This is a genomic window from Achromobacter sp. B7 (assembly GCF_003600685.1).
GTDB lineage: Bacteria > Pseudomonadota > Gammaproteobacteria > Burkholderiales > Burkholderiaceae_B > Achromobacter > Achromobacter spanius_B.
Map to the genome: position 1 here is coordinate 6,006,194 of NZ_CP032084.1, position 22,275 is coordinate 6,028,468.

A 22,275-nucleotide genomic window follows, 5' to 3' on the forward strand; every position below is an offset into this window, starting at 1 on the left:
CATTCATGAACGCCCCTCTCGTCTCGGTGATCATCCCTGTGTTCAATCAGGGAGAGCTTGCGGTGCAAGCCGTCGAAAGTGTTTTGTCGCAACGCTATCCGCACATCCAGACCATCGTCGTTGACGATGGCTCGACGGACGGAACCGCCGCTTTGATATCACGCCAGTTCGGCGAACGCATTACGCTAATCCGCCAGGCCAACAGGGGGCCCAGCGCGGCATCCAATGCCGCACTGCGCGTCGCTGAGGGGGAGTTCGTCGCTCTCATGGGCGGCGACGACGTTTCCACCCCCGATCGCCTTGCGCACCAGGTTGAAATACTCTCGTCGGGGAAATGGGACATCGTCTTTTCCCGACCGACTCTGATCGACCAGGAAGGCAAGACACTGGATGATTCGGGGTACCCCGTGTTCTTCCAGCCTCGCCGGCACAAGTCTGTGTTCGCAAGCCTGTATTTCGACGACAACTACTTTTGCGCCCCTTCGGCCGCCATGCGCCGCACCGTCGCTGATGCAGTGGGTCCATTCCATGAAGGGCTGATCCAACTGCAAGACTACGATTATTGGTTGCGCGCCGCCGGCCTGGGTTACCGCGTCGGTTTGTTCGACCATCGGGTCGTGAAATATCGTCGGCACGTCGGCAACCTGTCGACAAATCAACGTGATTTCGCCAGCCGCGCTGAAATTCCGGTTGTCCTTAAACGCGCGCTGCGGCTTGCGAAGCCCGAAGTCATCCGGCCACTATTTCCTGGGTTACTGCTGCCCGTCGTGAGCCCGGAGCAGCCCTTGTCGCCCTTCGAGCAAAGCACGCTCCTGCTGGCGCACTCGCGTGAGGAAGTTCGCTTGGCGGGGATTGATCGCGCAATTTCCTTGTTGGACGATCCCACCGAAGCCTCCTCGATGCACGGCGGGGTCGACCTGTTCCGTTTTATCTACACAGCGGGCCAAGAGCAGCATTGATGCGGCGCGCCTGTGCGCACCACGGAATCATCGCCCGGTCCTCAACCGCACCTTCCAACTGAATGACTGCATTACGGTCGCGCTATACTCCGCAAAAAAAGGGCTGGCAAGAGTTGCTGGCCTGGTTATCCGCACCGGCGCTGGCTGCAGCCGCAGCCGAGGCAACTTTTACCGCCGACGCCTTATGAATGCATTGCAACCCCTTCGTGTGCTTCGAGACAAACTTCTGGGTCTCGGACAAACGACCCACAGGCTTGAAAAGCTGGACTTGCGGCTGAACCAGCTAACGGGCCAATTGGACGACATGACGATTCAGCTACGCGCAGCGGATCAACGTGGAGCGCAAGCCCAAGATCAGATCGCGGCGATGCAGGCAGACATCTCGCGCCTGCCCCAGCAGCAGAACGTTGCGTTAGACGTGCTGGCCAATCGCATCGCCGCAGACACCCGTGAGTTATTTGGGCGACACGCGAACCTGTTTCATGCTCGCCCCCCCCGGGCGTCCACACAGCGCCGCACAGACGCCAACGTGATTGAACGCATCGCCTTCCTGGTGCATTCGAAAGAACTGCTCAATCACTACGGTTGCATCTGGGACTTGATGCCCAAGGGCAGCTTCGATGTACTGCTGCACGGCGAAGGCGAGCTGCCCCAGGCGGCCGATCTGGCGCGTTGGGATTGCGGTGTCGCGCCCACGCAGGCGGTGCTTGATGAAGGCAAGGCCTACCGCTATCTGGTCTCCAACCATCCTGTATCGGATTTCGGCGAACCGCTGATCAAGCGCCTTGCTGAAACCAATATCCGCTTCATGTATGCCGCCGGAAAATCCCGGTGGAATCTTTCCCGTTGGAACCAGCTGTACGACATCATCCTGTGTTTTGGTCCCTATCACGCAATCAATTTTTCGCATGCATGCGATGCGGCCATCGTGCAGATGGGTTATCCGCGTTTCGACCGTTATTTCAATGACGTCGTTGACCGTGAGGCATTGGCCAGGGCACAGGGCTGCGACCCCGCCAAACCGACCGTCGTCTGGCTGCCAACTCAGGGCGCCCTCACCTCGCTGGGGCACTTCGATGCCGAGATCAGCGCATTGACGAGCCGCTATAACGTCATCGTGAAGGTACACCCACTGACTCCAGTTGCAGAGCCCGACCGAATTGATAAGCTGCGGCAGCTGAACTTTACCCGGATCATCTCCAACTCTGAAGATAATCTGCCGCTGTACCAATTGGCGGACTACATGTTGTTCGACTACGGCGGCCCGCCGATGGCGGGCATTTACGCCGACAAGCGCATGGTATTGCTGGACGTGCCGGGGGCAGCGGATGATGCCCTGACAGGCGATGACTCGCCGGACGTGTCCATCCGCAAGCAACTGATTAACGTCACCGCGGAAGAGGGAGCCCTGGCCTCGCTATTGTCGGACGACGCCGTCTGGAGTACCCAGCAACATGCCCGACGCACGCTGCGTAGCCTGTACTTTGCTCCTCATTACGGCTTTTCCGCACAAGTCGCGGCGCAGGCGCTACTTAACCTGGACAAGCTGCTCCCAGACAGGAGCACCACATGGTGATTTGGCTAGTTGGGTTATCCGGATCGGGCAAGACGACACTGGGCCGCGAAATGGCGCGGCAGTGGAGAAGCGTACAAGCAAATACGGTGCTGCTCGACGGTGACGAAGTACGCGAAGTCTTCGCGCATGACCGCAATAACGACGCCTACACCGTCGCCGGTCGGCGCACCAACGCCGAACGCCTAGTCGCGCTATGCGAGCTGCTGGATCGCCAAGGCATCAACGTCGTGTGCTGCATCCTGTCCCTGTTCCCCGACATGCGCGAGGCCAACCGCAGTCGCTTCAGCCGGTACTTCGAGATATTCATGGACGCCAACATGGACGCACTGAAGTTGCGTGACACCAAAGGGTTGTATCGCGCCGCCAGCGCTGGGACACAACATAACGTCGTTGGCGTCGACATTCCCTTTCCACGTCCCACGAGTGCCGATCTGATCATCTCCTCGTCTGGCGATTGCCCGGACATCGTCGCGTTGGCGCGCCGCACATTGGAACAGGCAGGCGCACGATGACATCCCCGCTCCCCGTGCATTACCCTTACGCGACCGGCGCCCTGCTGGATGCACGCAACACATACTCGTACACCGCTTTTCATGGCGCCGACTTCTTGGCGGCCTGGAGCCGCCATCGCGACGCATTGTTGCAACCGTCTGCAGATACTGCCGTCGCCGCCCCTCGGGCCGGCAAGCTGTTGCCCCCTAGGCCAACGGAGCTGCTGCTGAGCAGAGTGCGAAGCGGACTCGCAGGAGACGCACGCGGACAAGCCCTTGCGTCGCTAAATCATGTGTTGCAACGATTCGAAGTGACTAAGCGAATCCACGGCGAATACAACACCAATTGGCGTCCCGCCGACCTGCAGGACTACAACGACCTGGACTTGTACGTGCAGTTTGCGCAAGCACTTGATGAGGCCTATGGCGTGACCCGCGGGCTGCAATATCTGAACGGCCTGTTGAAGTGCCTGGATACGCTGACTGCCTACATGCCTGCGCTGAGCTCCGAGCAGATAGAAAACCTGCAAACGCTGGTGCGCTCAGAGCGAAGTCACGTTGACGCCTTGCGCCGGGCGCTGGACGAGAGGGCGGCATGAGACTCAACAGGGTATTACTGTTGGCCGCGCATACGGCCAGATCGCAAGCTTATATCCAGACGCTGGTTGCCCGCGATCTGCTGCCGGCCTCGGTCATCTTGCTCGCGCCTCCGGAGAATGTGTCGTCCAGGCAAGCCAGGCCGCAACCAGACATGCCCGGATTGATATTGCCCGACCTGGAAGAATCCGTCACCGCCACTTGCGCCCGCACCGGCATCCCTGTCGTGGAGCTCGATACCCGTGACGTCAACAGCTCCGAAGTGGCGGCAGCCATGACGGCCGCGCAAACGGACGTCGTCATCTACTCAGGCTATGGCGGGCAGATCGTTTCGGATCACTTGTTGGCGTTGGGTCCTGTCTTCCTGCACATGCATTCGGGATGGCTTCCTGCCTACCGGGGAAGCACAACGTTGTATTACGCGCTGCTCAATGGCGATCCACCGGCGGTATCCGCCCTGTTGCTGGACAAGCATATCGACACAGGCCCCGTAGTGGCGCGCCGCGAGTATCCCAAGCCCCCCGCCGGTATCGACGTGGACAGCGTTTACGACGCCGCCATACGAGCAGACCTGCTCGCGCACGTACTGAAGGATTACGCCGCGTCGGGCGAGCTTTCTGGCGAACGCCAGCAAGTCGGACCCGACACCAGCCCCTACTATGTCATTCATCCTGTGCTAAAGCACTTGGCCTTGCTCTCTCTCGCTCCACAGCCCTCCGAAGATGGTTGAACGCCAAACACCCCTCGCCGGTCAGCGCGCCGTCTTCGCATTCGGCACGAAGGCAGAAACACTCCAGCGGCTGCAAGCGTTGCTGCAGCATGCCCGCGTGCCCGACTTCCTATTCTTTTCATTGAAAGAGTGGAACGTCAGTCGCGATGCCGTCGTCGCCCGGGTGCTGGAAAAGTTCACCGGCGCGACCCTGGCCGTGCGCAGCAGCGCGTTGATCGAAGATGGCGCCCGCCATTCGATGGCCGGTGCGTTCCTCAGCTTGCTGGACGTGGATGGCTCGTCGCCGGAGGCCGTAGCAGACGCTATTGATCGGGTAGCGCATTCCATGACGGGCGATCCGCGTGACCAGGTCCTGGTGCAACCGATGATTAGCGATGTCGCCGTCAACGGCGTCATCATGACCTATGACATGGTTCACGGTACGCCCTACTACTGCATCGACTTCGACGACGAGAGCGGGCGCACGGATACAGTCACGGGTGGCAGCGCCATCAATAAGGGCCTCTTCGTTTACCGCGATGCCGCACCAGAGTACCTTCGGTCATCCCGCGTCGCACGCTTTCTGGAACTCGCGCGCGAACTGGAAACACTGTGCCAATGCGCCGCGCTGGATATCGAGTTTGGCCTGAGCCGCGAGGGGCAACTTTATCTGTTCCAGGTCAGACGAATGTCGATGGCTGGGCAATGGCACCCGGTAACGGAGCGCCGCGTCGAGCGGCAGTTGGCTTTCGTTGAGGAATTCGTCCGGGACTGTTCGCTGCCCCAAGCGGGCATTGTGGGCGACACGACCGTGCTTGCCGTCATGCCAGACTGGAATCCAGCCGAGCTTATCGGGACAACTCCGAGGCCGTTGTCGGCGTCTCTATACCGTGAGATGATCACGCGCTCGACATGGCACGAAGCTCGCGCCGTGATGGGCTACCGACGCCTACATGACGCGGAGCTGATGGTACAGATCAATGGGCATCCCTATATTGATGTCCGCCTGAGCTTCAACTCATTTCTGCCCGCCGACGTCAGCGACGACATCGGCGCGAAGTTGGTGAACGCTTGGCTCACCAGGCTGAAAGAAAACCCAGAATTTCATGACAAGGTCGAATTCGATGTCGTGCCCACCTGTCTGGATTTTTGCTTCGATGAGGACTTCACGGAACGCTACCCCTCCGTGCTGGACACCGCCGAACTACAGCAGTTCCGCTCGGCCTTGCAAGCACTGACAAGGCAAGCTATCACACCTGGGCCAGCGTCCACGTTGACGCAAGCTCTCGACACCGCAGAACGCCTGGCACGCAGCGGCACGCCGACGCTGCGGGACCCGTCCGCGCGCATCGCGCTCGCAAGCGCTAGCCGCTTGCTAAGCACCTGTCGTCAGCAAGGAGTGCTGCCCTTCGCCATCTCGGCCCGCCACGCGTTCATCGCAGAAAGCCTGATGCGTTCGGCAGTCCGCCGCGGCGCGCTGACGTCGACACGTCTTGAGGCGTTCAAGCGCAGCATCCACACTGTCACCGCCAACATCGTCCGCGAGTATGCCCAAGTCTGCCTTGGAACACTGTCACGCGAGGAGTTCCTGAGCCGCTTCGGCCACTTGCGCCCAGGCACCTACGAGATCACGTCACTGCGTTATGACGAACGCGACGACTTGTTCCTGAACGAAGTCCCCACGCTGCACGAAGTCAATGTGCATGAATTTCAGCTTGACGAGCAGGAGCGCGCAGCCCTGAACGCCCTTCTGCAGGAAAGTGGGCTGGACGTGTTGGACGCGGATCAGTTGCTGACCTATGCGCGCACCGCGATCGCTGCTCGCGAATCCGTCAAGTTCACGTTCACCAAGGTGCTCTCGGACGCACTATCGCTTCTGATTTCCTGGGGCGAACAGGTCGGATTATCGCGCGACGACCTTGCCTACCTGGAGTGGAACTCCATCCAGAACTGCCTCACGCAACCGCCGATGGACTACCTCGACCGGCACTATCAGGTCGTGGCCGCAAACGCCCGTCTTCAATTGGAATCCGCGCACGCGTTCAAACTGGCCCACATTATCGCTGGCGTCCCGGATATCTACGTGGCGACGTTGAATCGTAGCGTTCCCAACTTCGTCGGAACCGGCGTAGCGTCGGGCACAATCGTCGAGGTGACGGCCAAGATGTCGGCGCAGGCCGATATCGAAGGCAGGATCATCTGTATCGAGAACGCGGATCCGGGATTTGACTGGATCTTCACCCAGCGACCCGCTGCGCTGATCACGCGCTTCGGCGGCGCCAACTCACACATGGCGATCCGTTGCGCAGAGTTCGGCTTGCCCGCGGCCATCGGCTGTGGCGATCAACTCTATTCGCGGCTGGTCGCCGCAGGTACGGCAGAACTCAACTGCGCCGAGAAAATTCTGCGAGCGCTTCATGAAAAGTGACCGAAGAATCGGCATCTCCATGCGAGTCGTGCAGGCCACCGGCTACGCGGAGCCGCGAGACGCCCTATCCCAACAGTGGGCCGGCTTCATGGCGCAGGCACTGCCAGGCACGCGCTGGCTGCCCATTCCGAATCTGGGCGCCCAAGCGGTGTCCGTGTTCTGCGCGCAATGGGAACTGAATGGCCTGATCCTGAGCGGTGGTGACGACATCGGACATTCGCATGTGCGTGACGAGACGGAACTGGAGCTACTGGAATGGGCTGAGCGGCATGACGCGCCTGTGCTGGGCATCTGCCGCGGCATGCAATTGATGTGCATGCGGGCCGGCGCCGAACTGGTCCCTGTGCAAGGTCATGTGCGCACGCGGCACGTCCTGTCTGGTGAACGCAGCGGAGAGGTCAACAGCTTTCATGCGTGGGCGCCGGACCGTTGCCCAATGGGCTTCCGGCCCCTGGCGAATGCCCCCGACGGTGTGCTAGAGGCCGTTGCACATGGCACCCTGCGCTGGGAAGGCTGGATGTGGCACCCCGAGCGTGAAACCTTGATCGACCAGCTGGACGCGCAACGTCTGCAAAGGATATTTGAATGAAAGCCATCATCCTCGCGGCGGGACGCGGCAGCCGCATGGGCGACATGACGGCAGACCAACCGAAGTGTCTGACCAAATTGAAGGGCATTGCTTTGCTGGACAGACAGCTGGCGGCATTGCGCGAGGGCGGCGTCGACGAAATTGGCATTGTGACCGGGTATCGTCGCGAGGCCCTGGCCGATCGCGGTCTGCACGAGTTCCACAATGCCGATTGGAGCCATACGAACATGGTTTCGTCCCTGGCGTGCGCCCGGCGGTGGTTGCAGGACGGCCCGTGCATCGTCAGCTATTCGGACATCTTCTACGAAGCCCAGGCGGTCCGATCGCTCATTCATTACGACGGCGCCTTGGCGCTGACTTACGATCCCGATTGGCTGTCTTTGTGGGGCGCACGCTTCAGCGATCCGCTCTCCGACGCGGAAACCTTCAGATTGGCCCCAGATGGGACGCTATTGGAAATCGGCGAAAAGCCCCTCACTGTGGGTGAAGTACAGGGGCAGTACATGGGGCTATTGCGCTTTACTCCCGAAAGCTGGCACGCCTTGGACAATATGCGTGCCGCGCTGCCGAGGGACGAGCGCAACCAGATGCATATGACTGGCGCCCTGCAGCACCTTATTCGAACGGGTGGCATAGCTATTCACGCTGTGCCCTATAGCGGTACTTGGGGCGAAGTAGACTCACAGGAAGATCTGGCCGTTTACGAGTCTGCCCCACTTCGGCCGTAGTCCCGCGCTCCTCGGGGAGGGCCGCCCTGCACAGGAGCCAATCCCTTTTTACGTCGATCCAGGTCAATGGCCGGGAATTGGGCAGCCCTCGGTGAATTTCTTCTTCCCGTCGGCATAGATGTACACCAAGCAGGAATTTAGATATCCGTTGGACATTTGTGCCTCCCACACGCTGACACCACCGCCCTCCACCGAAACAATCCTACCGTTGGTGTACACCCCGGGCTGAAAGTAGATCTCGGCATATTGATTATCTTGCAGCGTGGCGAGATCGAATGATTGCCGTACCGTCTGCCCGGTCGCTGACTGCAGGTGCAATTCACCAGTTCCTCGGTTTTCTCGCGCATACGTTCCGAAGTCAATTCCCAAACCAACAAGTTCACGTGGCTCATTGAGGTGACGTTGGCTCATTTCTATTGCGATTGGAGTCTCCGGTCCGAGCTGGGGCGTCGCTCGAACTGAAGCAGTAACGGGGTCGATCGGATTAAAGGTCTGGTAATAGCGGGTCAGCAGCAATGGCAACGTTGACGTAACGGAAATGTAAAACAGAACCAGCAAACCGGTTACGGCAATCTTTCGAGCGAAACCCTGAAACGAGCCAATGCCTGCTGCGAGAGCATAAGCAACCAGCACCATGGGCAATGCGAAATATCGCCCTTGTACTCCCAAAATCTGGGCTGCAGGGTGCTTGTTCCATGTAATGAGCAGGGCAATAAACGTCAACAGGACCGCTGCACCCGCGCATGCAAGCAACAGCCCTCTTGCTATCCAGTCTTGCCGAATGCTCTTCCATGACAAAGAAAAAAGCGCCACGGAGGAAAATGCTATGCCGATTACCTTGTACACGCGGCCGGAAAAATAAGTATCCAGCCACCCAAGCGCGCCCAGGAACGAATGACCATAAAAGCGCATCAGGTCTTGGTCAGCCAATGTAGCGCGCAGTACCCTCGCAAACTGCAGCGGGTCTTGCAGATAAAAACCAATGACTTCCCCTGGTCCCGCCCCGATCGTTACGCGCTTGTCGAGCGTCGTACTGATCGCCAGATAAAGCCATGCGCCGATCACGGCCAGTGCCAACACGAAAAGCCCGAAAGCCGCACGACGCTTGGAATAGAAACCTGCTGCAAACAGCAAGGTAACCATGGGGAGCATATGAACCCGGCTTGAAATCAGCGCTACAAGTGACATTGCCAGCGTGAGCAGCAACCACGTCGGCGTTTTGGCACGGTCCCGAGCGATACGCAGAAATGCCGACACAGAAAAAATCGTCAAACTGAGCGATAGACCGTCGATGGTGGCAGATGCAAACTGGAACAGGCTCATCGGCAGAATGAGCAAACCCAGAACCCACGGATTGGTTGGGTAAAGCCGAAACGCAGCAAGGAGAAGCAGTGCGCCACATACGATATTGAAGACGCGCGCAAGGTCGTACGAGTCAGCGATGGTGAGACCGGCCATCTCCCCCGCCGTTAATCCGATTGCCTGGGGAGCATAAATAAGCGGCATGTAGTAGCCGGTCCCAGGGGTTGCGCTGAATTCCGTCTTTCCACTCCAACTTATGCCATCGGCGGTAAACGCCTCTTCTTGCGACAGCTTGCGTACGGATTGGTATGGCAACATGCCATATGCCCCGAAATACGAAAGGAGTCCTGTGTCGATTTGACCGCCGGAACCATGTTCGGCAGATGGCTCAAGCAAGAGGACGCCCTTGCCAAGCAGATATGCTCGTTTGACGTGGTCGAACTCATCAGGTGACTGCATCGGGGGAATGACTTTCGCGAAAACGATGCAGACCAACACAAACAGCGCGACCACCCAATGCTGCCAAGTCCCCAAGCTTTTCCTGGTCGCCGATTCCAACATCACTGCACCTACTCCGAATGTCATCTCAGGACCTGACTGCAATGACGATACCGGCGGCTATCAATGCAACGCCAACAAAATACTGCGGATTGAACCGTTCGCCCAGAAAGAAATAGCTGCCAATCGGCACCAGGACAAACGCCATGGCCATCAAGGGATAAACGCGGCCAAGTTCCGCCTTTTGCAGCACCCACACCCACGCTATGGTGGTGAACCCATAAAGGGCGAAGGCCGAAAAGAGGAGAGCAAGCGTTCCTATGTCGAAAAAAGTGCCCGTCTTTTGCAGCGACTGGGCGCTCAGCTTGAATAGAATTTGCCCGACCGCAATGCCAATGACACAGATAATAGCTACCAGGATGGTCATTTCAACTCCAGTTTTTTATCCGTCTTTTCTGCGGCAGCCCTGTTACGACGGTGGAATGGACGTTTGGGGACCGACGCAATGTCATACCCGATAAACGCCAATATGAACTGTACGCCGAGAATTACCGGCAATGCGGCCAACATGACGGTGCCGGCGGGCGCCGAGACACCTGGGTTGACATTCCAATTCAGCAGCCCATACCCCAGCCCCCAAGCCAACATAATCAACCCTAGGGGCAGCTCGAAAGACGCGAGTGACATATCACGAAGGTAATAGTTATAGAAAACTCGCTTCCAGAAATTTCGAAAGTGCTTGGCGGCAAATTCGCCGATGATTCTGGAGATCTTCAGATTACTAACTTCATCGCCATACTTCGCGTCCATAGGAACATCCACCACAACGGCTCGCAACGTATTCAATCGAAACAACATATCAGTCTCGAAGAAATAGCGATTACTGATTTTCTCAAACGGCAGGTGCATAACGACATCGCGATGTATTGCCGTGTAGCCGTTAGTCGGGTCGAACAAATCCCAGTATCCGGATGACAATTTGGTCATGAAGGACAGGATGGCATTGCCGAATGAACGAATCTTCGGCATTTCCCGAATCTTCTCCAAATCGAAGAAGCGGTTTCCCTTCGCGTAATCCGCCTCGCCCGCCTGAATCGGGGCAATAAACTCTGGTATCAACGCAGGGTCCATCTGCCCGTCGCCATCGATCTTGACAATGATTTCCATGCCTTCATCAAGCCCAGCCTGGTATCCCATTAAAACGGCCCCACCCACGCCGCGATTCACAGGATTGCGAAGCACACGCACGCGCGGATCCTCGCAGTGCTTTTCGACAAACGCGCCGGACGCATCAGGACAGCAGTCGTCTACTACGTAGATACGGTCAACCTCTGGGCCGACGGCGTCAATAACCCCGAGGATATGCGTGCACACCTTATAACTGGGGATGACAACGGCAACTTGAGGCACCGAAATTTGCATGACCGGGCTTATCATTTCAGGAGTGAATACTCAATGTCTTTAAAACTGGATGTCGCGAACGACCTGGCGCGCGGCGATATGCGTCGCGCATCAGAAAATCAGTGCGGATTCTAACTTAGTAGGCCTGCCCGCTCGCATAGACGCGACCGTGGCAAGTGGTGCTGGCGAAATTTGAAATGAAACAAGGGCAAGACGCAGCGCATCCCACCCTTGTTCTGGGAGAATCCTCTATAGGGATCAATTCACCCCAGCCGCATGCGCCTGTTCATCCGCATGATACGAAGACCGCACCATCGCCCCCACCGCCGCATGGGAAAACCCCATCGCGTACGCTTCACGCTCAAACATCTTGAACGTATCCGGGTGCACATACCGCAGCACCGGCAGATGATGCTCCGACGGCTGCAAATATTGGCCGATCGTCAGCATATCCACGTTGTGCTCACGCATATCGCGCATCACCTGCAAGATCTCTTCATCCGTTTCGCCCAACCCCAGCATCAGCCCTGACTTGGTCGGCACTTCCGGATGCAGCTTCTTGAATTCGGCCAGCAGCTTCAACGAGTGCATGTAGTCCGAACCCGGACGCGCCTGCTTGTACAGACGCGGCACGGTTTCCAGGTTGTGGTTCATCACATCCGGGGGGCCGGCATTCAGGATGGTCAACGCGCGGTCCAGGCGGCCGCGGAAGTCGGGGACCAGCACTTCGATGCGGGTGGTGGGCGACAGTTCGCGGATGTGGGTGATGCAGTCCACGAAGTGGCCGGCGCCGCCGTCGCGCAGATCGTCGCGGTCCACCGAGGTGATGACGACGTACGACAGCTTCAACGCGGCGATGGTGCGCGCCAGGTTTTCGGGTTCTTTGGTGTCCAGCGGGTCGGGGCGGCCATGGCCCACATCACAGAACGGGCAGCGGCGGGTGCACTTGTCGCCCATGATCATGAACGTGGCGGTGCCCTTGCCGAAGCATTCGCCGATGTTCGGGCAAGACGCTTCTTCGCAGACCGTGTGCAGGTTGTGCTCGCGCAGAATGCGCTTGATGTCGTAGAAGCGCGAGCCGGGCGCGGCGGCTTTCACGCGAATCCACTCGGGCTTTTTCAGGCGCTCGGCCGGCACGATCTTGATGGGGATGCGCGCCGTCTTGGCTTGCGACTTCTGCTTTTGCGTCGGATCGTAGACGGCTTCCGTGGTGGCGGGAGCGGCGGCGGATTCGTTCGGGGGAACAGCGGACTCGGCAAGCGTAGACATTGGGCACCTTCGCAACCGGCGCGCAGGACGGCCCGGTTTAAGACAAAAATGGCATTTTACCCCCGCCGCCGCCTCACGCCTCCACCGCCGCCTGTTGCACCAACCCGCCCGCCGCTTTGCCCTGGCCCAGCCGGCTGCTTGTCCACATCGCGCCTTGCAGGCTGAGTTATCGTCTTGCCTGGCAATTTCGCTGAATTCCCCCTAAGCCCTTCTCCATGTCCCTTATTTCCCCGCCCCGCCTTGTTGCCCTGATCGCCCCCCGCCTGGATACCGGCCCTGTCGGTCGTGCCGTTCAAGCTTGCGCGGAGCGGCTGGCGGGCGAAGGCTATTTCCTGGCGGCGGGGCCGTGGCACGACGCCGCCATGTTGCCGCAGTTGGCCGCCTTGCAGCCGGCCGCGGCGCTGGTCATGGGCCCGCTGGACGAGCCCAATCTTCGCGCCGGCCTGGCCGCGATGGAAATTCCGGTGGTGGAAACGTGGAGTGCCTCGGCGCACCCGCTGGATACGGCCGTTGTGATCGACAACGAAGAGGCCGGTCGCATGGCCGCGCGCCATCTGGCGGAAAAGCGGCATGCGCTGGTCGCCTGCATCAGCGGGGACAACGCTTGGGAACGCGCGCGACGCCAGGGGTTTATCAGCGCGGCGGCGGCGCTGGGGCTGGATCGGGTTGCGGACATCGTGCAGCCCGAAGTGCTGCAAATGAACGACGGGCGGATGGCGTTTTTGCGGCTGCTGGCCACCAATACGATATTTGACGCGGTGTTTTGCACGTCGGATCTGCTGGCGGCGGCCGCGGTGTCCGAGGCGCACAACCGCGACCTGCACGTGCCGCAGGATGTGGCGGTGCTGGGTTTCACGGATGACGGCAGTGCGGCGCAATGGGCGCAAGGCCTGACGACGCTGGGCATAAACGCGGCGGACCTGGGCCGCCGGGCAGCGCAGGTGTTGCTTGATCGACTACAGGGCGAACTGGCTGCCGGCCAGCATCAGACCTTGGAAGTGACGTTCGAAGCTCGGCTAAGCACGTAGAAAAGCGCGGCGCTGGGCGCTATACCGCTGCTATACCGGTGCTATACCGCTGCGATACCGCCCTACCTTTTCGGCCTGCAAACAACGCGGCAAGCCGATAGTCTGTCGACACCTTCACGCCAGCAGAAACCCCAGACCCTTCAGACCTCGTACAACGCCGGAAAGCCCGCGTCTTCCAGCATGGCGTTGGCTTCCTTCAAGAACCCCGGCGTGGCGGCTTCAGGCACGCGGACCAGCCATTGAACGGCTTCCTGCTTCTTGCCGCGCAGCAGCAGCAAGCGCCCCAGATGGAACATGCCTCGGAAATCACCGCCCTCGGCGCAGCGCTGATAGCAATCGAAAGCGCGGTCAATGTCCTGCTCGACCACCTCGCCCGCTTCATAGAACCGACCCACCACGCCAATCGATTTCACATGGCCGCCTTGCGCGGCTTGTTGGTACAAGGCCAGTGCCGCCGCCTTGTTTTGCGTGACGCCGCCCCGGCCGGCGCGCAGCATGTGCGCGTAGTTGTACATGCCCCAGTCCAGGCCACGGTCGGCGGCCAGCCGGAACCAGTACGCCGCGACGGTGTCGTCCGCCGCCACGCCCCAACCGTTTTCGTAGCAGCGGCCCACCATGTTGATAGCCATCGGATGGTCGGCATTGGCGGCGCGCTTGAACCAGGCCAGCGCGGCGTCGGGCTGGCGCGCCACGCCCACGCCGTCCAGCAGCATCTGGCCGTAGATGGTCTGCGCTTCGACCATCCCCATGTCAGCCGCCGCGCCGATCCATGCGGCATAGGATTCCGGCGGCCCTTCGCGCAGCTGGGCCAATTGTTCCGGCGTGGTGGCGGCGACATCGGCGGCGGTGTAAGTCTTCAAATCGTGCTCCTTCTACGGCGCCAGGCGTCCGCCAGATTTTGCGCCAGCGCGTTGCCCACGTCGGTGGGCGAGCGATGCGCGCCACAGGTCGCCATGTCGACAGTGCGCAGGCCTTCGTAGCCGCAGGGGTTGATGCCCAGGAAAGGCGCCAGGTCCATGTCCACGTTCAGCGACACACCATGATAGGCGCGGCCGTTGCGGATCTTGATGCCCAGCGCGGCAATCTTGGCAAGCTCGCCACTGTCGGGGCCCAGGTCAGGATCAGGCACATACACACCTGGTGCGCCGGGCTTGCGACAGGCGCCATTCACGCCATGCTGGGCAAGCGTGTCGATCACCGCGCCCTCAAGCAAGGTGACGTATTCCTTCACGTACATGTCCACGCGGCGCAGGTCGAACAGCGCATAGGCCATGATTTGCCCGGGCCCGTGATAAGTCACTTGGCCGCCACGATCGCAATGGACGATGGGGATGTTGCCGGGGTTCAGCACATGTTGCGGCAGACCGGCCTGGCCCAGCGTGTAGACCGGCGCGTGCTCGCAAAGCCAGATTTCGTCGGGCGTATCGGCGCCGCGCAGCGCGGTGTACGCCTGCATGTCCTGCCAGACCGGCAGGTAGTCCGCCGGCCGCGCGAGCCACTTGATCACGGCGATTCCGATTGCACGATTACAGAACGATCGACACCATCGGATGGCCGTGCAGCGCCTTATACAGGTTGTCCAACTGTTCGCGCGAGGTGGCGCGCACGATGAACGTCAGGCCCATGTAGTTGCCGCCCTTGCTGGGACGCATCTCGACCGTGGCGGCGTCAAAGCCCGGGTCGAACTGCAACACGACGTCAGTCAGCGTCTGGGCAAATTCGGGATGCTGCTTGCCCATGACCTTGATGGGAAAGTCGCTGGGATATTCGATAAGCGATTCTTCGGGCGGAATATGCATGAGAGTTACCTAGAGAGGTGGTTGCCCCTGAATGTTCTTATATGGGGGCAAGCTGCGCACAGGCAAGGCCGGCCGAAAGCGCGACGGGCGGCTGCGGCAGCCGCCCGGGACAACGGTTTACAGCGCGGCGATGCGGGCATCATAACCCGCTCGCAACTGCTCAAAAACAGGGCCGGGCTTGCCCGAGCCCACCGGCTTGCCGTCCAGCGAAACGATCGCCAGCACTTCCTTGGTGGCGGAAGACAGCATCAGTTCATCGGCGGATTCCACCTCTTGCTGGGTGATGCGGCGCGCCTCGAACGGGATGCCCGCCGCTTCGGCCAGCTCGCCCATCAGGCCATAGCGGATGCCTTCCAGGATCAGGTTGTTCTTGGGCGGCGCCAGCAGCTTGCCGCCAGAGACTACCCAGATGTTGGTGGAGGACCCTTCGGTCAGGTAGCCATCGCGAAACTGCACGACTTCGTCGGCGTTCGCATCCACCGCCTGCTGCTTGGCCAGCACGTTGCCCAGCAGCGACACCGACTTGATCTCGCAGTGCAGCCAGCGTTCGTCCGGAATGCTGATGGCGGTCAGGCCTTGCGCGCGCTGCGCGGCGGGCGGCGGAGACCACGCCGAAATCATGCCGAACACGGTCGGCGTGATGGCCGCAGCGGGAAACTGGTGGTCGCGCTTGGCAACGCCGCGCGTCACCTGCAAGTACACGATGCAGGTGTCCAGATTGGTGCGCGCCAGCAACTGTTCGATCAGATCGACCCAGCCCGCGCGGTCCATCGGCGGCGTGATGCGCAAGGCGGCCAGGCTGCGGTCCAGGCGGTTCAGGTGCTCCGCCATGCGGAACGCCTTGCCCTGGTACACGGGAACGACTTCGTAGATGCCGTCGCCAAAAATAAAACCGCGGTCCAGGACAGAGACTTTCGCCTCGTCGACACGCAGGAACTCGCCGTTGAGATACACCTGGCTTTCGCCCGGCACGCCCGGAATCATGGGGTACTCCTGAAGGATCAAACGTCGCGGACAAGCCCGATGGGCTTGCCTGTAAATGGAAAACGGGCGTTTCGCACGAAACGCCCGCTGCTAGCTTACACCCGCGGCCGCACCCGTGGCACGGCGCGGTGCGGTGCGCTTACTGGAACCAGCGCTTGACGGTGTCGACCATGCGGCCAAAGAAGCCGGCGCGTTCGACGGCGTCCTGCACGACCAGCGGCTCAGTGCGCAGCACCTTGCCGTCCAGCGTGAATTGCAGCGTGCCCACCTGTTGGCCCTTGGCCAGCGGCGCGATCAGCGGATCGGTGCGCTGGGCAACAGGCTTCAGGTCGCCGGCCTTGCCGCGCGGCACGGCAATCGACACGGGCTTGGGCGGACCCAGCTTCACGTTTTCAGCGGTGCCTTCCCAGACGCGCGCATCGATGCCGGGCTGGCTCTTGTCGAACAGCTTGACGGTGTCGAAGTTCTGGAAGCTCCAGTTCAAAAGCTTCAAGCTTTCTTCGGCACGCGTGGCTTCGCTGTCCGTGCCCACCACCACCACCAGGATGCGGCGGTCGCCGCGCACGGCGGTCGACACCAGGCAATAGCCGGCCGAATCGGTGTGGCCGGTCTTCATGCCGTCCACCGACGGGTCGGCCCACAGCAGGCGGTTGCGATTGGGCTGCGTGATCTTGTTGTACGTGTAGCTCTTTTGCTTGTAGTAGTGGAAGAAGTCCGGGTGATCGGTGATCAGGTGCGCGGACAGCGTGGCCAGGTCGCGCGTGGACGTCATGTGCTGCGGGTCGGGCAGGCCGGTGGCGTTCATGAAGTGGGTGTTCTTCATGCCCAGGCGTTCGGCTTCCTGATTCATCAGCGCGGCAAACGCCGATTCGCTGCCGCCCACGGCTTCGGCCAACGCCACCGAGGCGTCGTTACCGGACTGCACGATCATGCCTTGGTTCAGTTCGTCCACCGTGACGGGCTTGCGCGGTTCGATGAACATGCGCGAACCGCCCGTGCGCCAGGCGTGCTCGGACACGGGCACGGTCTGTTCCAGCGTCAGGCGCTTTTCTTCCAGCGCGTTGAACACGACGTAGGCCGTCATGATCTTCGTGAGCGAAGCCGGTTCGACCTTCATGTCGGGATTGGACGCGGCCAGGGTCTGGCCGCTGTTCACGTCGATAACGATCCAGGCCTTGGCCGCGATGGTGGGCGCCGGCACCGCCGACACATCACCCACCGGCACCACGCCCGAGGCTGACGGCGCCGGCGCGGTGGCGCCCGCGGCGGCAGGGGCAGCGGCGGGCGCTTGTTGCGTCCAGGCCGGCATCGAGGCCGCAAGCAGCGCCGACAATACCGCGCCCGTCAGCAGACGGCGGGTAAAGACAGCGGGGGATTGAGCGGAGTAAGGCAAATTCTTCATCGGCAACGTGGGTCCAGGAAAGACGCCCGCCGGCGCGGGGCTAGTGGCTGACAATTATAGGCAGGCGATTGGACCCGGCCGGTTCGCGCGGGGTTCCCGGTGCATTTAAAACATGCAACCTGATGCAACCTGCTGCCTTCGTGTGGCCGGTTCAGTCCAACGCGACCTTCAGCCGCGCCTGGATCAACTGGCGCAGCACCAGCAGCTTGCCGTGAAAGAAATGCGATGCGCCCGGCACCACCACCACCGGAATCGAACGCGGACGCGCCCAGTCCATGGCTTCGGACAGCGGCACCACCTCGTCTTCTTCGCCGTGGACCATCAGCGTGTCGTCAGGAACCTGGACTTCATGCGACTGAAACCGGTTCACCGCCGGCCCCATCAACATCAGCGCGGACGGCAGCTTGGCATCGCCCGCATCCGCCAGCGCCGCGTAGGTTTGCGCCGCGACCGCGGTGCCAAACGAAAAGCCGGCCAGTACCCAGGGTGCGTCGGCCAGTTCGGGATGCAGCTCGCGCATTTGCGTCACCACGGCAAGCATGTCCTGGGTTTCGCCGACCGACTTGTCGAACACGCCTTCGGACTGCCCGACGCCGCGAAAGTTGGGGCGCACCGCCACCAGGCCATGCTGCACGCAGGCGCGCGACACGGTGGTGACCACCTTGTTTTCGCGCGCGCCGCCTTGCAGCGGATGCGGATGCAGGACCAGGGCCCAGCCTCGCGGCGTGCCGGCAGGCCAATCGACGGCGCAATCAATGCGGCCGGCGGCGCCGGTGAAGGCGTGGGTATCAGTGCGTGCGGACATGGTTCAACTCAACGTGCAAAAAAGGAAATGGGGAAACGAGGAAACGACGAAACGGATTCAATTGCCGGGCCGTGACCCGGCAGAGGGATTGAATGCGGGCTCGAAGTTCGGTCCGGGCCGGGGGCCGAATCCGCGCCGGGGCGCGGTTTCTGACGTAGCACCGGATGCCACTGCGGAGGCGGGTTCGGACGTGGCGGCGGAGGCGCTTCGCACCGTCGCCGCCAACCATTGCGCCAGCTGATCCGAGGCCTCGTCCGTGGCTTGCCGCAGCGCCGCGACGCCGCCGGCGGCGTCTTGCGTCGGCGTCGGCACGCGCACCTGGATGCGCTTTTGATCGACCACGTTGCGGCCATTGAGCAGCACTGCCTGCAACAGGATGCGCCCTTCGCTGGACTGCCCGTCATCGGCATACACCTGTTCGAACTGCATCAGCGTCAGTTGCAGCTGCGGCATCTGAAGGTTGACGCGGTCGGCCAGCACGGCGCCCTGACGAGACAAGCGGTCGGTGATGCGCTGGCGCACGAGTTCGGACGGCGACGAGGCCCAGCGGAACGTGGCATACGCCCGGGGCGCGGCGCTGTCGCCCACGCGCCAGATCATGCTGGTGTCCGACAAGGCGGGCGGCGCTTGCACGCTCATGGCGATCGGTGCGCGGGCCGGCAGCGCCGGCACGGGTTTGGCGTCCAACCCCAGGTCGAACACCGAGGGCGGCGCCGGCACGCGGCCGATGCCGCAGCCCGCCAAGGTCAGAGTCAGGGTCACGGTCAATAACAGTACGGCGCTGCGCATTTTCATTTGGGCTGTCTCCCGAATCCGGCAAAGCCGGCTTCGCCAGGCCCGGGCGCAACGGGCGCCGGGCCGAACAAGAACGATTGCGGCGTGCTGTCGACACGGCGCAGGGTGACGGTCGCGCCACGCGCGGCGGCGCTGACGTTGGTGGCCATATTGGTAACGGCGGGCAGGGTTTCGCCGTCCAGGCGCGCGGCGGCCAGCGCAATGTCGTTAAGGCTGCGCGTGGCGACCGACAAGGGGCCGTCGGGCGCATTCAAGCGCGCCAGCGCCTGCCGCGCCTGCTGCGCCAGGTCGGCAATCTCGCGCGCGGCGCGGTCCGCCTGGCGCGACGTCGTGCCCAGCGAGTCGATCAGCGGTCCTAACTTAGCCATGGTGGGCGCAAGGTCGCGGCTGGCTTGCCGCAACGACTGCGTGATGTCGGTGGCGTTCTGCAAGGTGGCGGTCAGCGCTTGCACGTTCTGTTCGCTAAGCACGCGGCGCAGCTGCTCGGTGGCCTCTTCCACGTTGGATATCAGCTTGCCGCCGCGCTGCTCGATGCGGTCAAGAAAACCGGGGCGCAGCGGAATGGCGGCGGGATGCTCGGCGGACGAGGCCAGGCGCTTGAGCGACGAGCCGTCGTCGCGCAGTTCCACGTTGGACATCCCCGTCACGCCTTGCACGCCCAGTTCCGCCCACGTTGATTCGGTGATGGGCGTATTGGGCGCCACGCCGATGCGGATGCGCACCTGCCCCGGCTTGTTCGGGTTCAGCGCCAAGGACTGCACCTTGCCCACCGGCACGCCTTGATAACGCACGGCCGATTGCGGATTCAAGCCGCTGACGGCGGTGGCCGACACGATCTCGTACGTTTGCAGCTTGGTGCGATCCCGCCCGATCCACACGGCGATCAGCGCGGCGGCAACCAACAGGACCAGCGTGAAGATGCCGGCCATGAGCGCATGACTACGGTTTTCCATGATGCAACCCCTTCGGCGCCAGGTCCCCAAGCGCGCGCAAGCCGCGTTCGCCCAGAAAGAATGTATGAATGAACGGGTGATCGACCTTCAGGACTTCCTGCACCGTGTCGCACACGATCACCCGTTTGTCGGCCAGCACGGCGACACGCGTAGCCAGCGCCAGCAGCGTGTCCAGATCGTGCGTCACCATGACGACGGTAAACCGCAGCTGGCGGTGCAGGCTGCGCACCAGATCCACGAATTCGTCCGAACGCAGCGGGTCCAGCCCGGCGGTAGGTTCGTCCAGGAACAGCAATTCGGGGTCCAGCGACAACGCACGCGCCAGCGCCACGCGCTTGACCATGCCGCCGGACAGGTCCGACGGCCGCTTGTCGGCGTCCTTGGCGGATAGCCCGACCATGGCCAGCCGGCACATGACGACATCGCACACCAGGTCTTCGGGCACCGTTCGCAGTTCGCGCAATGGCAGCGCCACGTTGTCGAACACGGACAGCGCCGAGAACAACGCCCCCGCCTGAAACAGCATGCCCCAGCGGTAGGACAGGCGCCGGCGCTCGCCGGGCGACAGGTCGAACAGCGAATGCCCCAGCACTTTGACGGAGCCGGCGGCAGGTTGGTCCAGGCCGATGATTTGCCGCAGCAGCACCGTCTTGCCGGTGCCCGATCCGCCCACCAGCACCAGGATTTCGCCGGGGAAGACGGTCAGGTCCAGCTTGTCGTGCACCACATGGTCGCCAAACGCCGTGCGCAGCCCGCGCACCGTGATAACGGGCTCGACGGTGACGCTGTCGTCGGTGAACAGGCGATTTTGCGTGGCGCTGTTCATCAGATGCCCACCGAACTGAAGATGATGGCGTAGAAGGCGTCCAGCAGAATCACGCCGGTAATTGATGTCACCACGGATGTGGTTGTGCCCCGGCCCAGGCTTTCGGTATTGGGCTGGATGCGCAAGCCAAAGTGGCAGGCGATCAGCGCGATCAAGATGCCGAAGGTCACGCCCTTGAGGATGCCGATCCAGTAATTGGTCAGCGAGATGGCGTCCGGCAGCGAGGTCAGGAACCACTGCGGCGAGATACCCAGCTGCATCTGCGCGGCCAACATGCCGCCCAGCAAGGCCATGGCGTCCGTCCACAAGACCAGCAGCGGCATGGTCACGGCCAGCGCCAACACACGCGGCAGGATCAGGCGCTGCCCGTGCGAGATACCCATGACGCGCATGGCGTCCAGCTCCTGCGTGACGCGCATCACGCCAATCTGCGCGGTGATTGCAGAACCAGACCGGCCCGCCACCAGAATGGCCGCCAGCACCGGCCCAAGCTCGCGCACGATGGACACGCCTAGCAGCCGCACGATGAAGCGGTCGGCGCCGATCATCTGTAGCTGCTGCGCCGACAGATACGACAGCACCACGCCGATCAGAAACCCCACCAGCGCCGTGATGCCCAGCGCCTGCGCGCCCGTGCGATACACCTGCGCCGAGATCTCGCGCCAGGGCCCCAGGCGCGGCCGGCGCAGCATGGCGCCCAGGTCCAGCATCAATTGGCCCAGCATGATCAGCAGCGCCCGGCCGTTTTCGGCGGCTTGCAAGATGGCGCCGCCTAGGCCGCGGATCCAGGCAAAGGTTTCGGGCTTGGGCGGGGCCGTCTGGGCCTCGCCCTTGTTCATGGCCAGCGCGTTGAAAACATCCTGCTGGCCGGCCGACCAGCGCACCCGTTCGGGCAGTTTTTCGCCCCAGGCCTGCCAGATCAGCAAGGCGCCGATGGTGTCCAGGCGGCTGATGCCGTGCAGATCCCAGCGCACGCCTTCCTGGGCCGCGCGGGCCATGGCGGTGCGCCGGCGTTCGACTTCGCCGGCCTGTGCCAGGGCCAGGACGCTCCAGTCGCCCGCCACATGGCAGACTTTTCCGTCCAGACGGAAAGGCGCGGCGGCGGACGCGGATGAAGCGGAATGCGGCATGTAGGC

Annotated in this window: 22 protein-coding genes and 1 pseudogene; 9 read left to right on the forward strand and 14 right to left on the reverse strand. The window is 61.8% G+C overall.

From position 1 onward, the window contains the following. Window positions 1-5 precede the first annotated feature (5 nt). The 8 genes from DVB37_RS27170 to DVB37_RS27205 all read left to right on the forward strand — a co-directional run bounded on the left by DVB37_RS27170 (window position 6) and on the right by DVB37_RS27205 (window position 8,077). Window positions 6-959: a glycosyltransferase gene (locus tag DVB37_RS27170; RefSeq protein WP_120157270.1), complete on the forward strand. Its 954-nt coding sequence runs from the start codon at window positions 6-8 to the stop codon at window positions 957-959. Between the two features lie 184 nt (window positions 960-1,143). Then, a complete protein-coding gene (locus DVB37_RS27175; protein ID WP_120157271.1) occupies window positions 1,144-2,535 on the forward strand; it encodes a CDP-glycerol glycerophosphotransferase family protein in 1,392 nt (463 codons plus the stop codon). Further along, complete coding sequence (locus tag DVB37_RS27180; protein WP_120157272.1) at window positions 2,529-3,047, forward strand: adenylyl-sulfate kinase; 519 nt, start codon at window positions 2,529-2,531, stop codon at window positions 3,045-3,047. Before DVB37_RS27175 ends, DVB37_RS27180 begins: the two co-directional genes overlap by 7 nt. A 290-nt stretch (window positions 3,048-3,337) precedes the next feature. Continuing rightward, window positions 3,338-3,625, forward strand: coding sequence for a hypothetical protein (locus tag DVB37_RS27185; RefSeq protein WP_162941295.1), 288 nt, complete (start codon window positions 3,338-3,340; stop codon window positions 3,623-3,625). Then, the gene (locus DVB37_RS27190) at window positions 3,622-4,353 is read left to right on the forward strand and encodes a formyltransferase family protein (RefSeq protein ID WP_120157274.1); all 732 of its coding nucleotides are present in this window, start codon (window positions 3,622-3,624) and stop codon (window positions 4,351-4,353) included. Before DVB37_RS27185 ends, DVB37_RS27190 begins: the two co-directional genes overlap by 4 nt. Then, complete coding sequence (locus DVB37_RS27195) at window positions 4,346-6,760, forward strand: PEP/pyruvate-binding domain-containing protein (protein ID WP_120157275.1); 2,415 nt, start codon at window positions 4,346-4,348, stop codon at window positions 6,758-6,760. The genes DVB37_RS27190 and DVB37_RS27195 overlap by 8 nt, the downstream gene beginning before the upstream one ends. Then, window positions 6,750-7,349: a gamma-glutamyl-gamma-aminobutyrate hydrolase family protein gene (locus DVB37_RS27200; protein ID WP_120157276.1), complete on the forward strand. Its 600-nt coding sequence runs from the start codon at window positions 6,750-6,752 to the stop codon at window positions 7,347-7,349. The genes DVB37_RS27195 and DVB37_RS27200 overlap by 11 nt, the downstream gene beginning before the upstream one ends. Further along, a complete protein-coding gene (locus DVB37_RS27205; protein WP_120157277.1) occupies window positions 7,346-8,077 on the forward strand; it encodes an NTP transferase domain-containing protein in 732 nt (243 codons plus the stop codon). Before DVB37_RS27200 ends, DVB37_RS27205 begins: the two co-directional genes overlap by 4 nt. Before the next feature lie 63 nt (window positions 8,078-8,140). Here the strand turns inward: DVB37_RS27205 and DVB37_RS27210 are convergent, their stop codons facing one another. From DVB37_RS27210 to lipA, 4 genes are all read right to left on the reverse strand, one after another. Continuing rightward, window positions 8,141-9,940, reverse strand: a complete 1,800-nt coding sequence (locus tag DVB37_RS27210; protein WP_240434188.1) for a DUF2142 domain-containing protein — start codon at window positions 9,938-9,940, stop codon at window positions 8,141-8,143. A 25-nt stretch (window positions 9,941-9,965) separates the two neighbouring features. Beyond that, complete coding sequence (locus DVB37_RS27215; protein WP_120157279.1) at window positions 9,966-10,304, reverse strand: 4-amino-4-deoxy-L-arabinose-phospho-UDP flippase; 339 nt, start codon at window positions 10,302-10,304, stop codon at window positions 9,966-9,968. Then, a complete protein-coding gene (locus DVB37_RS27220) occupies window positions 10,301-11,299 on the reverse strand; it encodes a glycosyltransferase family 2 protein (RefSeq protein ID WP_120157669.1) in 999 nt (332 codons plus the stop codon). The genes DVB37_RS27215 and DVB37_RS27220 overlap by 4 nt, the downstream gene beginning before the upstream one ends. Window positions 11,300-11,536: 237 nt before the next feature. Then, complete coding sequence (gene lipA / locus DVB37_RS27225; protein ID WP_046802961.1) at window positions 11,537-12,547, reverse strand: lipoyl synthase; 1,011 nt, start codon at window positions 12,545-12,547, stop codon at window positions 11,537-11,539. Window positions 12,548-12,762: 215 nt separating this feature from the next. Between lipA and DVB37_RS27230 the strand changes: the two genes are divergently transcribed. Then, window positions 12,763-13,575 (forward strand): LacI family DNA-binding transcriptional regulator, encoded by an 813-nt coding sequence (locus DVB37_RS27230; protein ID WP_120157280.1) that lies wholly within the window; start codon window positions 12,763-12,765, stop codon window positions 13,573-13,575. A 140-nt stretch (window positions 13,576-13,715) separates the two neighbouring features. On the opposite strand, the gene DVB37_RS27235 is transcribed toward DVB37_RS27230, so the two are convergent. The 10 genes and pseudogenes from DVB37_RS27235 to DVB37_RS27280 all read right to left on the reverse strand — a co-directional run bounded on the left by DVB37_RS27235 (window position 13,716) and on the right by DVB37_RS27280 (window position 22,269). Beyond that, window positions 13,716-14,435: a tetratricopeptide repeat protein gene (locus DVB37_RS27235; RefSeq protein ID WP_120157281.1), complete on the reverse strand. Its 720-nt coding sequence runs from the start codon at window positions 14,433-14,435 to the stop codon at window positions 13,716-13,718. Continuing rightward, window positions 14,432-15,082, reverse strand: a complete 651-nt coding sequence (gene lipB, locus DVB37_RS27240; RefSeq protein ID WP_120157282.1) for a lipoyl(octanoyl) transferase LipB — start codon at window positions 15,080-15,082, stop codon at window positions 14,432-14,434. Before lipB ends, DVB37_RS27235 begins: the two co-directional genes overlap by 4 nt. A gap of 19 nt (window positions 15,083-15,101) precedes the next feature. Then, a complete protein-coding gene (locus tag DVB37_RS27245) occupies window positions 15,102-15,374 on the reverse strand; it encodes a YbeD family protein (RefSeq protein WP_006216435.1) in 273 nt (90 codons plus the stop codon). 117 nt (window positions 15,375-15,491) lie between these two features. After that, on the reverse strand, window positions 15,492-16,358 hold the full coding sequence (locus tag DVB37_RS27250; RefSeq protein WP_162941297.1) for a D-amino acid aminotransferase: 867 nt from the start codon (window positions 16,356-16,358) through the stop codon (window positions 15,492-15,494). 139 nt (window positions 16,359-16,497) lie between these two features. Next, on the reverse strand, window positions 16,498-17,760 hold the full coding sequence (locus DVB37_RS27255) for a D-alanyl-D-alanine carboxypeptidase family protein (protein WP_046802956.1): 1,263 nt from the start codon (window positions 17,758-17,760) through the stop codon (window positions 16,498-16,500). Window positions 17,761-17,911: 151 nt separating this feature from the next. Further along, entirely contained in the window at window positions 17,912-18,565 is a 654-nt protein-coding gene (locus tag DVB37_RS27260; protein ID WP_046802955.1) for an alpha/beta hydrolase, read from the reverse strand. A 195-nt stretch (window positions 18,566-18,760) separates the two neighbouring features. Beyond that, window positions 18,761-19,360 (reverse strand): annotated as a pseudogene (locus DVB37_RS27265) (ABC-type transport auxiliary lipoprotein family protein); the annotation flags it as partial. Then, the gene (locus DVB37_RS27270) at window positions 19,357-20,313 is read right to left on the reverse strand and encodes an MlaD family protein (protein ID WP_046802953.1); all 957 of its coding nucleotides are present in this window, start codon (window positions 20,311-20,313) and stop codon (window positions 19,357-19,359) included. The gene DVB37_RS27270 and the pseudogene DVB37_RS27265, both read right to left, overlap by 4 nt. After that, entirely contained in the window at window positions 20,300-21,139 is an 840-nt protein-coding gene (locus DVB37_RS27275; RefSeq protein WP_120157283.1) for an ABC transporter ATP-binding protein, read from the reverse strand. The genes DVB37_RS27270 and DVB37_RS27275 overlap by 14 nt, the downstream gene beginning before the upstream one ends. Continuing rightward, window positions 21,139-22,269, reverse strand: coding sequence for an ABC transporter permease (locus tag DVB37_RS27280; protein WP_120157284.1), 1,131 nt, complete (start codon window positions 22,267-22,269; stop codon window positions 21,139-21,141). The genes DVB37_RS27275 and DVB37_RS27280 overlap by 1 nt, the downstream gene beginning before the upstream one ends. Between the last annotated feature and the right edge of the window lie 6 nt (window positions 22,270-22,275).